The 15,542-nt window shown below is 66.8% G+C and carries 14 protein-coding genes; 3 read left to right on the top strand and 11 right to left on the bottom strand.

The window, feature by feature from the left end; translation table 11 throughout:
- The first annotated feature begins 8 nt into the window (after positions 1-8).
- On the top strand, positions 9-2,483 hold the full coding sequence (locus BUA29_RS00985; RefSeq protein WP_072754772.1) for an acyl-CoA dehydrogenase: 2,475 nt from the start codon (positions 9-11) through the stop codon (positions 2,481-2,483).
- A gap of 18 nt (positions 2,484-2,501) precedes the next feature.
- On the opposite strand, the gene BUA29_RS00990 is transcribed toward BUA29_RS00985, so the two are convergent.
- From BUA29_RS00990 to BUA29_RS01015, 6 genes are read right to left on the bottom strand one after another with little or no spacing between them, the layout of a single operon-like run.
- On the bottom strand, positions 2,502-3,362 hold the full coding sequence (locus BUA29_RS00990; protein ID WP_143148758.1) for a methylated-DNA--[protein]-cysteine S-methyltransferase: 861 nt from the start codon (positions 3,360-3,362) through the stop codon (positions 2,502-2,504).
- Positions 3,363-3,414: 52 nt separating this feature from the next.
- Positions 3,415-4,059, bottom strand: coding sequence for a DNA oxidative demethylase AlkB (gene alkB, locus BUA29_RS00995; protein ID WP_072754774.1), 645 nt, complete (start codon positions 4,057-4,059; stop codon positions 3,415-3,417).
- Complete coding sequence (cyoE, locus tag BUA29_RS01000) at positions 4,056-4,985, bottom strand: heme o synthase (protein WP_178137880.1); 930 nt, start codon at positions 4,983-4,985, stop codon at positions 4,056-4,058. Before cyoE ends, alkB begins: the two co-directional genes overlap by 4 nt.
- A 2-nt stretch (positions 4,986-4,987) precedes the next feature.
- Positions 4,988-6,148 (bottom strand): COX15/CtaA family protein, encoded by a 1,161-nt coding sequence (locus BUA29_RS01005; protein ID WP_072754775.1) that lies wholly within the window; start codon positions 6,146-6,148, stop codon positions 4,988-4,990.
- Positions 6,148-6,720 carry a hypothetical protein gene (locus BUA29_RS01010; RefSeq protein WP_072754776.1) on the bottom strand — a complete coding sequence of 191 codons (573 nt, stop codon included), beginning with the start codon at positions 6,718-6,720 and terminating at the stop codon, positions 6,148-6,150. Before BUA29_RS01010 ends, BUA29_RS01005 begins: the two co-directional genes overlap by 1 nt.
- Positions 6,713-7,423, bottom strand: a complete 711-nt coding sequence (locus tag BUA29_RS01015; protein WP_245770470.1) for an SURF1 family protein — start codon at positions 7,421-7,423, stop codon at positions 6,713-6,715. Before BUA29_RS01015 ends, BUA29_RS01010 begins: the two co-directional genes overlap by 8 nt.
- 117 nt (positions 7,424-7,540) lie before the next feature.
- Between BUA29_RS01015 and BUA29_RS01020 the strand changes: the two genes are divergently transcribed.
- Positions 7,541-7,768, top strand: coding sequence for a twin transmembrane helix small protein (locus BUA29_RS01020; RefSeq protein WP_072754778.1), 228 nt, complete (start codon positions 7,541-7,543; stop codon positions 7,766-7,768).
- A 37-nt stretch (positions 7,769-7,805) separates the two neighbouring features.
- Here BUA29_RS01020 and BUA29_RS01025 read toward each other — a convergent pair whose 3' ends face one another.
- Genes BUA29_RS01025 through coxB form a run of 5 tightly spaced genes read right to left on the bottom strand, consistent with a single transcriptional unit; the run spans position 7,806 to position 12,030 of the window.
- Positions 7,806-8,696: a cytochrome c oxidase subunit 3 gene (locus BUA29_RS01025; RefSeq protein ID WP_072754779.1), complete on the bottom strand. Its 891-nt coding sequence runs from the start codon at positions 8,694-8,696 to the stop codon at positions 7,806-7,808.
- Between the two features lie 29 nt (positions 8,697-8,725).
- Positions 8,726-9,301, bottom strand: coding sequence for a cytochrome c oxidase assembly protein (locus BUA29_RS01030; RefSeq protein WP_072754780.1), 576 nt, complete (start codon positions 9,299-9,301; stop codon positions 8,726-8,728).
- Positions 9,302-9,303: 2 nt separating this feature from the next.
- Positions 9,304-9,459, bottom strand: a complete 156-nt coding sequence (locus BUA29_RS12195; protein ID WP_178137878.1) for a hypothetical protein — start codon at positions 9,457-9,459, stop codon at positions 9,304-9,306.
- A gap of 20 nt (positions 9,460-9,479) precedes the next feature.
- A complete protein-coding gene (gene ctaD / locus BUA29_RS01035; protein WP_072754781.1) occupies positions 9,480-11,102 on the bottom strand; it encodes a cytochrome c oxidase subunit I in 1,623 nt (540 codons plus the stop codon).
- A 31-nt stretch (positions 11,103-11,133) separates the two neighbouring features.
- The gene (gene coxB, locus BUA29_RS01040; RefSeq protein WP_072754782.1) at positions 11,134-12,030 is read right to left on the bottom strand and encodes a cytochrome c oxidase subunit II; all 897 of its coding nucleotides are present in this window, start codon (positions 12,028-12,030) and stop codon (positions 11,134-11,136) included.
- Between the two features lie 248 nt (positions 12,031-12,278).
- Between coxB and putA the strand changes: the two genes are divergently transcribed.
- Positions 12,279-15,485: a bifunctional proline dehydrogenase/L-glutamate gamma-semialdehyde dehydrogenase PutA gene (gene putA, locus BUA29_RS01045; protein WP_084602288.1), complete on the top strand. Its 3,207-nt coding sequence runs from the start codon at positions 12,279-12,281 to the stop codon at positions 15,483-15,485.
- Positions 15,486-15,542: the final 57 nt, after the last annotated feature.

The following is a 15,542-nucleotide window of genomic DNA, read 5'->3' on the forward strand; positions in this document are numbered from 1 at the left end:
GCCCCGTCATGAGCATTGCACTGCCTTTTCTCGCCCTGATCCTTGCCACCGCCTTTGCTGCCTATCACCGCCTGCGCCTGGCGGTCTGGGCGGCGCTGGCCGGCAGCCTGCTGGTGGCCTGCGGGCTGCTGGGGGCCTCGCCCACCGCCACTCTGGTGGCTGCCGCCATGCTGCTTCTGGTGGCCGTCCCCGTGCTGATCCCGGCCATCCGCAAGCCATTGCTGACCGCGCCGGTGTTGCGCGTGCTGCGCAAGGCGCTGCCGCCGCTGTCACAGACCGAGCGGATCGCGCTGGAAACCGGCTCGGTCGGCTTCGAAGGCGACCTGTTCAACGGCAAGCCGGACTGGCACAAGCTGCTGGCCTACCCCAAGCCGCAACTCACCCCTGAGGAGCAGGCGTTCCTCGATGGCCCGGTGGAAGAGCTCTGCAAGCGCATCAACGACTGGGAGATCACCCACGTCCACGCGGATCTGCCGCCGGAGCTGTGGGACTTCCTCAAGCAAAACAAGTTCTTCGGAATGATCATTCCGAAGGAATACGGCGGCCTGGGCTTCTCGGCGCTGGCGCATCACAAGGTGATCCAAAAGATCGCCTCCATCTCCAGCGTGGTCAGCGCCACCGTCGGCGTGCCCAACTCGCTGGGCCCGGGCGAGCTGATCCATCGCTACGGCACCCAGGAACAGAAGGACTACTACCTGCCGCGTCTGGCGGCCGGTATCGAAGTGCCCTGCTTCGGCCTGACCGGCCCGTTCGCAGGCTCTGATGCCACCTCGATCCCGGACTACGGCATCGTCTGCAAGGGCCAGTGGAACGGCGCCAACGTGCTCGGGGTCAAGCTGACCTTCGACAAGCGCTACATCACCCTCGCCCCGGTGGCGACGCTGATCGGCCTGGCCTTCCGCATGTATGACCCGGACGGCCTGCTGGGCGACACCAAAGACATCGGCATTACCCTGGCACTGCTGCCGCGTGACACCCCCGGGGTGGACATCGGCCGCCGCCATTTCCCGCTCAACTCGCCGTTCCAGAACGGCCCGATCCACGGCCGCGAAGTGTTCATCCCGCTCAGCCAGCTGATCGGCGGCGTGGCCATGGCCGGCAAGGGCTGGAACATGCTCAACGAATGCCTGGCCGTGGGCCGATCCATCACCCTGCCCTCCACCGCCAGCGGCGGCGCCAAGGCCGGCGCGGTGGTGACCGGGGCCTACGCCCGCATTCGCAAGCAGTTCGGTCTGTCGGTGGGCCGTTTCGAAGGCGTGGAGGAGGCGCTGGCCCGGATCGGTGGCCGCGCTTACGTGATCAGCGCGCTGTCGCAGGCCACGGCCGCGGCGGTGGATCGCGGTGACGTGCCGTCGGTGCCGTCTGCGATCGCCAAGTACCACTGCACCACGGCTGCCCGCGAAGTGTCCAAGGACGTGATGGACATCATCGGCGGCAAGGGCATCGTGCTCGGCCCACGCAACTTTGCCGGCCGTGGCTGGCAGGCCGCGCCGATCGCCATCACGGTGGAAGGCGCCAACATCATGACCCGCAGCCTGCTGATCTTCGGCCAGGGCTCGATTCTCTGCCACCCCTACATCCTCAAGGAGATGCGGGCGGCGCAGGACCCGGACAGCCGGGCCGGGCTGCAGGCGCTTGATGGGGTGCTGTATGCGCACATCGGCAATGCGATTTCCAATGCGGTGCGTTCGCTGTGGTTTGGTCTGACCGGCGCGCGCCTGCAAACCGGGCTGCCGGGCGATGCCTATACCCGCAAGTTCTTCCGCAAGCTCAACCGCTATGCCGCCAACCTGGCCCTGCTGACCGATGTCTCGCTGGGCGCGCTGGGCGGGCGGCTGAAGTTCAAGGAGTCCCTGTCCGGCCGTCTGGGCGACGTGCTCAGCCACCTGTACATGATGGCGGCGGTGCTCAAGCGTCATCACGACGAAGGCTGCCCGGACGCCGACAAGCCGCTGCTGGCCTGGGCCTTCCATAACAGCGTGTACGAAATCGAATCGGCCCTCTCGCAGGCACTGCGCAACTTCCCGATCCGGCCGCTGGGCTGGCTGCTGTGGCCGCTGGTGTTCCCGTGGGGACGGCGCGCAGTGGCACCGGGTGACCGGCTGTCGCGGCGGGTGGCCAACCTGCTGATGAACCCCAACGAGGCGCGCGACCGGCTGGCCGCGGGCGCCTTCCTCACCCCCGGTGACAACAATCCCGGCGGCCGCATCAACAGCTATCTGGCCCAGGCCATCGCCGCCGAGCCGGTGGAGCGCAAGTTCCTCAAGGCGCTCAAGTCCGGTCAGATCACCGCGCTGGAGTTCCCGGCCCAGGTCGAAGAGGCGGTGCGGCTTGGCGTCATCACCGCCGACGAGCGTGCCCAGCTGGAGGCGCTGCGTGCGATCACGCTGGACACCATCATGGTGGACGACTTCGACAGCGCCGAGCTGCGTGCCGCCTGTGCCCCAGCGCCCCATCCCGGCACGACCCGCGCCGTGGCCTGAGTGATTCCGGCCGGGACGTCAGTGCCCGGCCGCTTCGCGCGCCAGCAACTCCGCCTTGCGCGCCACCCCCCAGCGATATCCCGCCAGGGCACCGTCGCTGCGAACCACCCGGTGGCAGGGAATCGCCACCGCCAGCGGATTGGCGGCGCACGCCGCCGCCACCGCCCGCACCGCGCTGGGCCGCCCGATCGCCGCGGCGAGCTGGGCATAGTGCATGGTCTGCCCGGGCGGGATGGCGCGCAGCGCCTGCCATACCCGCTGCTGGAACACCGTCCCGCGAATGTCCAGCGGCAGCGCGCACTCGATTCCCGGCGCCTCCACCATCCCCACGACCTGGGCCACCCAGCGCTCGAACTCGGCATCGGCACCGACCAGACAGACCCGCGGGAAGCGTTCCTGCAGCTCACGTAACAAGGCCTCCGGATCGTCGCCCAGCCAGATCGCACACAGCCCGCGGTCGGTTCCGGCCACCAGCAACGCGCCCAGACTGCATTGCCCCAGCGCGAAGCGGATGCGCTCACCGGCCCCGCCTTTACGGAATCGGGCCGGGGCCATGCCCAGTAGCCCCTCGGCCTGCGCATAAAAGCGGCTGGCGGTGTTGAAGCCGGCCGCAAACGCCGCGTCCAGCACATCCACACCGGGCTGCTGCAGGGCATTGCGCAGGCGCTCGCCGCGCCGGGCCTGGGCGTAGGCGTGTGGCGTCATCCCGGTCACCGTTTTGAACAGGCGCTGGAACTGGCGCGGAGTCATCCCGGCCTCGGCGGCCAGGGTTGCAAGCCGCGGCGGGATCGTCGCGCGCTCGATGCGGCGGCAGGCATTGGCCACCAATGCGGCCGCGGTCGGCCTGTGTCCAGGCAGCGTGTCAGACATGGCACTCATGGCTGCACTGTAGCGGCGACAGCGCCTGTTTGCCTCCCGGTTTTGCCCAGGCTCAACGCAGTTTGCGGAAGGTGAGGTTGTACCGGCAGTCCCCGGTCTCCGGGTGCCAGGCCGGTGCCAGCGGACGCACGCCGTGAAAGCGCATGCGATCCACACCCCCCCAGACCACCACGTCACCATGCACCAGCGGAACCTGCAATGGCCGACTGCTGCGAGTGTCCCCACCCCAGAGAAACACGGCCGGCACACCCAGCGACACCGAGACGATCGGCGCCAGCCGATCCTCCTCATCGCGGTCCTGGTGCAGGGCCATGCCGACCCCGGGCCGGTAGCGATTGATCAGACAGGCCTGTGGCCGGTAGCCGGGGAACCCGGCAGCCTGAGCCGCCTGCTCGGCCAGTGTCAAAAACAGCGCTGGCATCGCCGGCCAGGGCCGGTCGGTGACGGGATCGACCGACACATAGCGATAGCCGCGGCGATCGCTGTACCAGCCGTAGTCACCGCAATTGGTCATCTCCACCCCGATCCGGCGCCCGCCCGGTGTGGTCAACTGGCGGAACGGGGCCTGCGCGGCGATTTGCGCGATCTGGGCAAGCAGCGCCTCCGCACATGCCAGCGCATCGCCATGCAGCACCACCGCCTGCACGCCCAGCGGCGTGCGGGCGCCGGTCGCGGCGACGGCAAACAGATCGCTCACGGCTGTGGCACGAACTCCAGAGCGGTAGGGGTGAGCAGCGGCAGGAGCCAGTGATCCAGCAACAGGAATGCAAACAGCGCCATCAGATACACGATCGAATAGCGGAAGGTGCGCATGGCAAAAAACTCATCGGGCGGATCGAGCAGCCGCCATGCATGCCACAGGAACACCGCCCCCAGCACCAGGGCCCCGCCGAGATAGAACAGGCCACTCATGTGCGCCACCCACGGCAACACGCTGGCCACCACCAGCAACACGGTGTACAGCAGGATCTGCCAGCGCGTGTAGGTCACGCCGTGGGTGACTGGCAGCATCGGCACCAGGGCGCGGGCATAGTCTTCACGGCGGAAGATCGCCAGCGCCCAGAAATGCGGCGGCGTCCACACGAAGATGATCAGCACCAGCAGCAGCGCGTGCGCCCAGTCCCACTCGCCCTGCATGCCGGTCACCGCCGCCCACCCCAACAGCGGCGGCACTGCCCCGGCCAGCCCGCCGATCACGATGTTCTGCGGCGTGGCGCGCTTGAGAAACCCGGTGTAGATGACCGCATACCCGATCAGCCCGGCAAAGGTGAGCACGGCGCACAGGGCATTGACCCAATGCAACAGGATCGCCATCGACGCCAACGCCAGCAGCAGGGCAAAGACCAGCACCTGCGGTGGCCGCAACGCGCCAGTGGCCAGTGGACGCTCCGCGGTGCGTGCCATCAGCCGGTCGATGCGGGCGTCGAGCAGATGATTGATCGCCGCGGCACTGGCCGCCGCCAGCCAGATGCCGACACTGGCCGCCAGCATCCGACCCCACGGCCACGGCGCACCGGGAGGCACTGCCAGCAGCATGCCGATCACGGCGGTGAACACGATCAGCGCCACGATGCGCGGCTTGGTCACCGCCCAATACTGCGCCAGGCGCGAAGAACGCTCCATCATCATGGCTCCGGCGGACGCAACCGCGCCAGCAGGCTCACCAGCAGGAACAGCAACAGCACCGCGCCGGCATTGTGCAAAACCGCAAGCGGCAGCGGCAGCGAGTACCAGACGTTGGCGATGCCAAGCCCGGCCTGCACGCACACCATCACCGCCAGCAGCGCGCCCCAGCCGCGTAGCCCCGGTGTGCGCAGCAGGCGCAGCCCGAGCGCCAGCACATAGAGGACCACGACCACCGCCATCATCCGGTGGGTCAGCTGGATGGCGATGCGGGCCGGGTTGTCGAGAATGCCGCCTTCGTAATCCACGCCGATACCGCGCCAAAGCACGAAGCCCTCACGGAAATCATGAGGCGGCCACCAGCTGCCGGCACAGGTCGGGAAGTCCGTACCACAGGCCAGTGCAGCGTAGTTGGCGCTGGTCCAGCCGCCCAACGCGATCTGCAGCGCCAGCAGCAACAGCCCCAGCCCGACCAGCCAGCGCAGCCGGCGCGCATCGGCCGAATACAGCCACCAGCCGGTGGCACGCCAAGCCGTCCACACCAGCAGCGCAAAGGTGGTCAGGCCACCCAGCAGATGCCCCATCACGACGATCGGTTTGAGCAGCCAGGTCACCGTCCACATGCCCAGCAATGCCTGGAAGATGATCACCGCCAGGGTCAGGGTGGACACCCGCGCCAGATCCACGTTCGACCAGCGCACGACCCCAGCCAGCAGCGCCAGTTCAGCCGCCGCGGCCAGTACCGAAGCCGCACCATGCTGGCCGCGCATATACAGCGGAATCGCCAGTGCCACACCCGCTGCCGCGCCCAGCACATGTAACCAGCCGTGCCGACGCCGGCGCGTGGCCAGTAGGGCCAGTGAAAACACCAGCACCCCGAGCAGGCCCGCGATCATCCGATGCACCTGCTCGCGCCAGGCACGCTCGGGGACGACCGGACGGATCGCCAGCGCAGCATGATCCTGCACCTGCGCCGCCGAGGTCGGCCAGGTGGCTTTGCCGTAGCAGGTCGGCCAGTCCGGACAGCTCAGGCCGGCATTGGACAGTCGCACGAAAGCACCGAACACGATCAAGGCAGCCGCGAGCAGCACCGCAAGCCAGGCGATGCGGTGGAAATGCCGGTACAGCACCGGGCGCGACGGAGAGGATGCGGGAACACTCATCAGTTGACCTTCAGCAGTCGGGCCAGATCGCTACGCAACCCGGCCGGATCAAACCCGGAAGGGTAACGCATCACCACGAAGCCATACGGATCGATCAACCAGACCGGATCACCGCGCCCCTCGGCTGGCGCCGCCAGCGCTGCGCGCAGACGGGCGTCGGGGTGAATCGCGCGCACTTCGGGCATACCCTCGGTGGCGATCGGCAATGCCCCCGCCCACACCACATGCACACGTCCGGCCTGCGGCCCAAGCAAGCGCCAGACTTTATCCAGCGTGACGAGTAGGCGCACGCACTCGGCACGCCGCACGCCATCGCACTGTTCCGGCATGACCACGATGCGCCAGGTGCGCGGGCTGTCCTGCCAGCGGTAAACCCCGCCCGCCGTCAGCGTCAACGCATGATCGCGCAGATCGACATACGGGTTCAGCAGTTCGCCCTTGTTCTGCAGACTGGCCGGACGCCAGCCGGAAAACCGCAGTACACCCGCCAGCCCCATGCTGCCCAGGGTCAATGCCAGGATCAGCAGCAGGATCGTGCGAGGCGAACGCCCAGGCCGGGAAGCGTCAGTCATGTCGTTGTCTCCGCAAGGTCAACACCAGCGCCACCACCAGGGTGGCCAGCGCCAGCCCGAACCACTGCACCGCATAGCCCAGATGCCGCTCCGGCGGCAGGGTATTGGGCAGGATGGTCAGATCACGCAGACCCGGTACCCGCATCACGCCGGTATCTTCCGGCTGCACATCCGGATCCAGCCGCAGCACCCGTGGCGCGATGCCGGCATCCAGCCGCAGCGCCGCTGCAAGCTCGGACGGCACCAGCCGGACGGCCAGCCAGCGGCCAGCGGCCTGCCGGGTGAGTGCCGGCCCATGCGCCAGCCCCACCGCCGGCGGCGGTGCCAGCAGGCCACGCACCACCTGGCTGTCCACTGCTGGACAGCTCGCCGCAGGCAGCCGTCGCTGCCCGTCCAGGGGCCACCAGCCGACATCGAGCAATACCGCCTGCCCCCCCGTGTCCGGCTGCAGCAGGCAATACATGCGAACACCAGGGCGTCCTGCATGCACCTGATTGTCCAGCCAGACGGTCGTCTTGCGCAGGGCACCGTGCCCGGCGGCCCAATCGTAAGTCTTTGCGCGTTCGGAATCGGCGGCCCGTTGCAACGGCTGCGGACTCCGACGCTGCGCAGGATCAAGCGCGTGCGCCGCGGCCGCCAGCATCCGCTGTTTTTCCTGCATGCGCGCCAGCTGCCAGTTGCCGAGCGCGGCAAACCCCGACATCAGCAGTAACGCCAGTGCCCAGCCTGCCAGCAGTCGATGATTCCGACTGCTCACCATCCCTCCGCCTGCTGCAATAATGCGCCTACCCGCCCCTTCTCAACTGGCCCGGAGACGCCCGTGAGCGAATCACTGAAACTTCTGCTCATCCTCGGGTTCCTGCTGCTGATCCTGTGGAATCTTGGTGCCGGGCTGTACTACCTGCTGGTCGACAAGGGCGCCAGCAAGCGCACGGTCAACGCTTTGACACGCCGCATCGCGCTCAGCGTGACGCTGATCGTGCTGGTGATCATCGCTATCAAGCTGGGCTGGATCGTACCGCACGGCATTGGCCGCGCACCGGGCTGACGCCGCAGCGCGCCGGCACGCGTCCGGGCCGGTTGGGTCAGAGCACGTAGACGAACAGGAACAGGCCCAGCCAAACCACGTCCACGAAGTGCCAGTACCAGGCCACCGCCTCAAACGCGAAGTGGTTGTCCTTGCTGAAATGGCCTAAGGCACAGCGCACCCAGATCACCAGCAACATCAGGGTGCCCAAGGTGACATGGGCGCCGTGGAAGCCGGTCAGCATGAAGAAGGTGGAGCCATAAATCCCCGACCCCAGGGTTAGGTTGAGGGCGTGATAGGCATGGGCGTACTCGGTGGCCTGGAAGTACAGGAACAGCGCGCCCAGCAGCACGGTCAAACCCAAAAACAGCAGCAGGGTGCCGCGCCGGCCCGCCTTCAGTGCATGGTGGGCGATGGTGACGGTGACCCCGGACGACAGCAGGATCAGCGTGTTGAGCAGCGGCAGGCCCCACGGCGGGATGGTCTGGAAACTGCCACCCACTTGCCCCGGCCCGTTGCTAGGCCAGCCGCCGAAGAAATCCGGCCACAGCAAGGCGTGCGTTGCCACCCCGTGGCCCTCGCCGCTCAGCCACGGCAGCGCAAACTGGCGGGCATAGAACAGGGCACTGAAAAAGGCAGCAAAGAACATCACCTCGGAGAAGATGAACCACACCATCCCCATCCGGAACGACACATCCACCTGCCGGTTGTAGCGGCCCGCCAGCGATTCACGGATGACCTCAGCAAACCACTTGAACAGGGTGGCCAGCAGCAGCGCCAGACCGGCAAAGAACACCGGGCGCCCCCAACTGACGTCATTGAGCCAGCTGGCAAAGCCCAGCATCAGCACGAACATCGAGATCGACACCAGCACCGGGGCTTTGCTGCCGGGCGGGACGAAATAAATGTCCGGATCGTGGTGGCCGTGCGCGGCATTGGTGTTGGACATGGGCGGTGTTTCCAGTCAGTGACGAAGGGTCAAGGGATGGCACGTGCGGCCTGACGCTGACCCGCCGGCGTTTGCAGGGCAGCGGTCAGGACGTCATTTTTGAAGAAGGTGTAGGACAGCGTGATGGTCTTGATATCGGGCGGCAGGGCCGGATCGATCACGAACTGCACCGGCATATCCCGCGATTCGCCCGGCGCCAGCGTCTGTGCGGTAAAGCAGAAGCACTCGGTCTTGTTGAAATACCCGGACGCCCGCGCTGGCGCCACCGACGGCACGGCATTCCCGACGATGGCGCGGTCAGCCGTGTTACGGGCGTAATACAACGCCTGATACGGGCGGCCGACCTGCACCTTCATCACGGTCTGCTCAGGTGCGAACTTCCATGGCAGCTTCGAGTTGACCGCACCGTCGAACTCCACCGTCACCCAGCGCCCGGACGCAGCGGCCTGATGCGCCGCACCGGCGACCGGCCCCTGCTCCAGCCGCACGCCAAACACTTTCTGGCACACCAACCGGTACAGCGGCACCATCGAGAACGCAAACCCAAACGCCAGCAGCGCCACGCCGGCCATGGTCCACACTCCGTGCCCGCGCGCTGCCGCCATCGTCAATGCCCCCGCACCTGGGTCAGCAGAAACGCGGCGTACACCGCAAGCGCCACCACTGCCAGCAGCCAGGCCGTGCGGCGCGCGCGCCGCCGGCTGGCCGCAAGCACTGGATCCTGAGTCGCGGGATCTGACGGCATATGCGGTGTCTCGGCCATGCTGGGAGTCCTCGTGCGGCTCAATGCGTCACGTCGCCGTGGGCCAGGTCTCCATCACGGATCACTGGCGGGCGCTCGAAGGTGTGATGCGGCGCTGGCGAGGGCACCGTCCATTCCAGACCTCGCGCCCCTTCCCAGACCCGCGCCTCGGCACGCGCCCCATGCCGGAGCGAATGCCACAAGATCAACGCCATCATGAACGGGGTCAGGAACATGCCGAAGGCGCCGATCGAGCTGACCAGGTTCCAGTCGGCAAACACCACGCTGTAGTCGGGGATCCGGCGCGGCATGCCGGCCAGGCCCAGGAAGTGCTGCGGGAAGAACAGCAGATTGACGAAGACGATGCTCCACCAGAAGTGGACCTTGGCCCAGGTCTGGTTGTACATGCGCCCGGTCCACTTCGGCCACCAGTAGTAGATGGCCGCAATGATGGCAAACAGCGCGCCCGTCACCAGCACGTAGTGGAAGTGGGCAACCACAAAGTAGGTGTCGTGATACTGGAAGTCAGCTGGCACGATCGCCAGCATCAGACCAGAGAAGCCACCAATGGTGAACAGCACCACGAATGCGATCGCCCACAGCATCGGCACCTCGAAGGTGAGCGAGCCACGCCACATGGTGGTCACCCAGTTGAACACCTTCACACCAGTCGGGATCGAGATCAGCATGGTGGCGAACATGAAGTACAGCTCGCCACCCAGCGGCATGCCGACCACGAACATGTGGTGGGCCCACACGATGAACGACAGGAATGCAATCGCCGCCGTGGCGTACACCATGGCCTGATAGCCAAACAGCGGCTTGCGGCTGAAGGTCGGGATGATCTCGCTGACCACGCCGAAGGCCGGCAGGATCATGATGTAGACCTCCGGGTGACCGAAGAACCAGAAGATGTGCTGGTACATCACCGGATCACCGCCACCGGCCGCATTGAAGAAGCTGGTGGAGAAGAAGCGGTCGGTCAGCAGCATGGTCACCGCACCAGCCAGCACCGGCATCACCGCGATCAGCAGGAAGGCGGTGATCAGCCAGGTCCAGCAGAAGATCGGCATCTTCAGCAGGTCGATGCCCGGCGCCCGCATGTTGAGGATGGTGGCGATGATGTTGATCGCCCCCATGATCGAGCTGATCCCCATCATGTGGATGGCAAAGATACTGAACGCCAGGTTGGCCCCTCCCTGCAGCGCCAGCGGCGGATACAGCGTCCAACCACCTGCGACTGCACCGCCCGGCAGGAAGAAGGTCATCAGCAGCAGGGTGAAGGCGAACGGCATGATCCAGAACGACAGATTGTTCATGCGCGGCAGCGCCATGTCGGGCGCACCGATCTGCAACGGGATCATCCAGTTGGCCAGCCCCACGAACGCCGGCATCACGGCGCCGAAGATCATCACCAGCGCGTGGACCGTGGTCAGTTGATTGAACGTCTCCGGCTTGACGAACTGCAAGCCAGGCTGGGCCAGCTCAAGGCGGATACCGACCGACAGGGCGGCACCGATGATCACCATGACAAAGCTGAACACCAGATACAGGGTGCCAATGTCCTTGTGATTGGTCGAAAACAGCCAGCGCTCGATGAAGCCCTGCGCATGATGGCCGTGGGCGTCGTGATGGGCGACGGCGTCAGGATGGGTGGCGGACATACGGGAAACCCTCTGGAATGCGTGACGTGGATCAACCGGCCTGAACGCGGGCCGGGGGCGGCGGCGTGGTGGCCGCGGTGGCCGCGGCAGCACCGGCCTGTTTGGCTTTCTCCGCCGCCAGCCAGCGGGCGAACTCTTCCTTGCTGACCGCCTTCACCACGATCGGCATGAAGCCATGGTCCTTACCGCACAGCTCAGCACACTGGCCGCGATAGATGCCCGGTTTTTCGATGCGCGCCCAAGCCTCGTTGACGATGCCGGGGATTGCATCCTGCTTCCAGCCCAACGCTGGCACCCACCAGGAATGGATGACATCGTCGGCGGTCAGCACAAACCGCACCTTGGTGCCGACCGGCAATACCAACGCATTGTCAACATCGAGCAGGTAATGCGGCGCATCGGCCGCAGTGACCACCTTGCCACTCTGGCGCAGCGCGTCATGCGTGCGGGCCAGACGACTGGTGAAGCCCACGCCCTCGCCCAGATATTCGTATTTCCACATCCACTGATAGCCGGTGACCTTCACCGTCATCTCGGCATCGCGCACGTCGTACATGCGCAGCAGGCCGCGAGTGGCCGGAAACGCCAGGCCGATCAGGATCAGGATTGGGATTGCGGTCCACACCAGCTCGAGCCGGGTGCTGTGGGTGAAGCTGGTGTCCGGCACAGCACCGCGCGACTTGCGGAACCGGAAGATGGCAATCGCCATGGCGCCAAACACCACCACCCCAATCGCCACGCAGACGATCAGCACGGCCATGTGAGCATCGTAAGCCGCCTGCGCGGTCGGGGTGACCCCCGGCCCCATGTTGAGCTGCCACGGCTGCGGATCGGCCGGCCCTGCCGCCGGATCCTGCGCCTGCGCCAGCAGAGGCAGTGCGGCGCAGCCTGCCGCCAGTGCCAGTTGCTTCAAACGACCGGTTGTCATCACGCCAAGTCCCGCCTGTCCTGTGTTGGTTCCAGTGCTGTACCGGCACGCCGGGTCGCGCTGATCTGCGCTCGGCGTCCTCCCCGTCTGTCAAGAAGCTGAACAGATACCAACGTCTTGACTTGAGTCAAAGATACTGTCGCGCGAAGTGCTCGGCAACCATCCCCGCCGCCCATCCCCCTGACCGACGTTGGGCGCAGCCTGGCCGCGACTACACTATGTGCCTCGCCCAAACCGGCCACGGCCGCATGCACCCGACACCCGCCATCACTCCGATCCTGTCCCCTGAACTGCCCCCGCCACCCGCCGCCACCCGCGCGGCGATCACGGCGGCCTGGGTCCGTGACGAAGCCACCCATGTGCGCGAACTGCTGGAGCAGGCCCGCCTGCCTGACGCCGATCGCGATGCCGCGCAGGCGGTAGCGGCCGATCTGGTGCGCCGGGTGCGTGCCCGCGCCCGCAAGCAAGGCGCAGTGGAAGCGTTCATGCGCCAGTACGACCTCGGCAGCGAAGAAGGCGTACTGCTGATGTGTGTGGCCGAGGCCTTGTTGCGCATTCCCGATGAGGCCACCGCCGATGCCCTGATCCGCGACAAGCTCGGCGAGGCCGACTGGAAGCGCCACCTGGGCCAGTCGGATTCGCTGCTGGTCAACGCCTCGACCTGGGGCCTGATGTTGACCGGCAAGCTGGTCGAACTGGCCGACGACACCCGCCGCGATGCCCATGGCGCCTTCCAGCGCCTGATTGCGCGAGTGGGTGAGCCCGTGGTGCGTCTGGCCGTGCGCCAGGCGATGAAAATCATGGGCCACCAGTTCGTGCTCGGCCGCACCATCGAAGAAGCCCTGGCACGCAGCCGCAAGGGCGAGGCGGCACGCTACCGCTATTCCTTCGACATGCTGGGCGAAGGCGCGCTGACCGCCCCCGATGCCCTGCGCTATCTGGATGCCTATCGCCGCGCGATCCACGCCATCGGCAAGGATTACGCGCCGCACCGCCCGGCCGACCCGGATGCGGTGTTTGCCGCGCCTTCGATCTCGGTCAAGCTGTCGGCCCTGCATCCGCGCTATGAACACGCCAAGCGTGCGCGGGTGCTGAAAGAACTGGGTGAGCGCCTGCTGGAGCTGGCGCAGCTGGCCAAGCAGTACGGCATTGGCTTGACCATCGACGCCGAGGAAACCGACCGCCTGGAGCTATCGCTGGACCTGATCTTCCAGGTCATGGCAGACCCCTCGCTGCGCGACTGGAACGGCTTCGGCATCGTCGTGCAGGCTTACCAGAAACGCGCGCCGTTCGTGATCGACCACATCGTGCACATGGCCGGCCAACTGGGCCGCCGCATCCCGGTACGACTGGTCAAAGGCGCCTACTGGGACGCCGAAATCAAACGCGCCCAGGTGGATGGCCAGCCCGGCTACCCGCTGTTCACCCGCAAGCAGAACACCGACGTCAGCTACCTGGCCAACGCCCGTCGGTTGCTGGATGCCGGCGCTGCGGTCTACCCCATGTTCGCCACCCACAATGCCCACACCATCGCCACCGTGCACCAGATGGCGCGGGTGATGCGCGGCCGCCGTGATTTCGAGTTCCAGAAGCTGCACGGCATGGGCGACGACCTCTACGCCGAGGTGATCCCGGCCGACCGGCTGGACGTGCCCTGCCGCGTGTATGCGCCGGTCGGCAGCCACGAGGACCTGCTGCCGTACCTGGTGCGCCGGTTGCTGGAAAACGGCGCCAACTCGAGCTTCGTCAACCGCATCACCGATGAATCCATCCCGGTGGAAGAACTGGTCCGCGATCCGGTCGAGTTCGTCGCCGCCCTTGAACACATCCCGCATCCGCGCATCCCGCTGCCGGTGGCTCTGTACCGCAGCCAGCACCAGCCACGAGACAACTCCATGGGTATCAATCTTGCCAACGACGATGCACTGCGCAGCCTGGCCAGTGCCATGAATGCCACCGCGATCGGCCAGTGGCGCGCAGCCCCGCTGGTGCCGGGCGCCAATCCCACTGGCGAACTGCAGCCTGTGACCAACCCGGCCGACCGGCGCGAGGTGGTGGGCCACTGGCTGCCGGCCGATGCCGCCACGGTCGAACGCGCCCTGGCCAATGCCGTGGCCGCCCAGCCGGGCTGGGACGCCACCCCGGCCGCCTCGCGCGCCGCCATCCTCGAACACGCTGCCGACCTGCTGGAGGCGCGCATGCCGCAGTTCATGGCCATGTGCGTGAAAGAGGCCGGCAAGACCATCGCCGACAGCGTGGCAGAAGTGCGCGAGGCCGTCGATTTTCTGCGCTATTACGCGCTGCAGGCGCGTGAGCATTTCGCCCCGATCCCCCTGCCCGGCCCGACCGGCGAATCCAACCAGCTGCAGCTGTCCGGGCGCGGCGTGTTCGTCTGCATCAGCCCGTGGAACTTCCCGCTGGCCATCTTCACCGGCCAGGTCGCAGCCGCCCTGGTGGCCGGCAATACCGTGATCGCAAAACCCGCCGAGCAGACCAATCTGGTCGGGTATGCCGCAGTGCAGTTGCTGCATGAAGCCGGTATCCCGCAGGACGTGCTGCAGTTCGTGCCCGGCGATGGTGCCAGCGTCGGCGCCGCGCTGACCCGCGATCCGCGTGTGGCCGGTGTGGCCTTCACCGGCGGTACCGACACGGCTCGCCTGATCCATCGTGCCCTGGCCAATCGCGACAGCGGCCCGATCGCCACCCTGATCGCCGAAACCGGCGGCCAGAACGCGATGATCGTGGACAGCTCCGCCCTGCCCGAGCAGGTGGTCAAGGATGCGATCTCCTCTGCCTTCACCTCGGCCGGTCAGCGTTGCTCGGCGGCGCGCCTGTTGCTGGTGCAGGAGGACATCGCCGACAAGGTCATCGCCATGCTGGCCGGCGCGATGGCCGAGCTGAAGGTCGGTGACCCGGCCCTGCTGTCCACCGATGTCGGCCCGGTGATCGATGCCGACGCCTGCCAGGTGCTCGACGATCACGCCCGCCGCATGGACAGCCAGGCCCGCCTGATCGCCCGCACCCCGCTGCCGCCGGGCACCGAACACGGCACCTTCTTCCCGCCCACCGCCTGGGAACTACCATCGATCGCCCTGCTTGACCGCGAAAAGTTCGGCCCGGCCCTGCACGTGGTGCGCTGGAAGGCACACGAACTGGACGCAGTGATCGACGCCATCAATGCCACCGGCTATGGGCTGACCCTGGGGATCCACTCGCGCATCGACGCCACCGTCGAGCGCATCGTGGCACGCGCCAAGGTCGGCAACATCTACGTCAACCGCAATCAGATCGGCGCGGTGGTCGGCGTGCAGCCGTTCGGTGGCCAGGGCCTGTCCGGCACCGGCCCCAAGGCCGGCGGCCCGCACTACCTGCCGCGGTTTGCCACCGAAAAGACGGTGACCATCAACACCACCGCCGCCGGCGGCAACGCCAGCCTGCTGACCCTAGGCGACTGACCTGCACCCATCAGACCCGCCGCGTCACATGCGGCGCGGTCAGACGCAGATCCCCTG

Source organism: Thermomonas hydrothermalis (assembly GCF_900129205.1).
Classification (GTDB): Bacteria; Pseudomonadota; Gammaproteobacteria; order Xanthomonadales; family Xanthomonadaceae; genus Thermomonas; species Thermomonas hydrothermalis.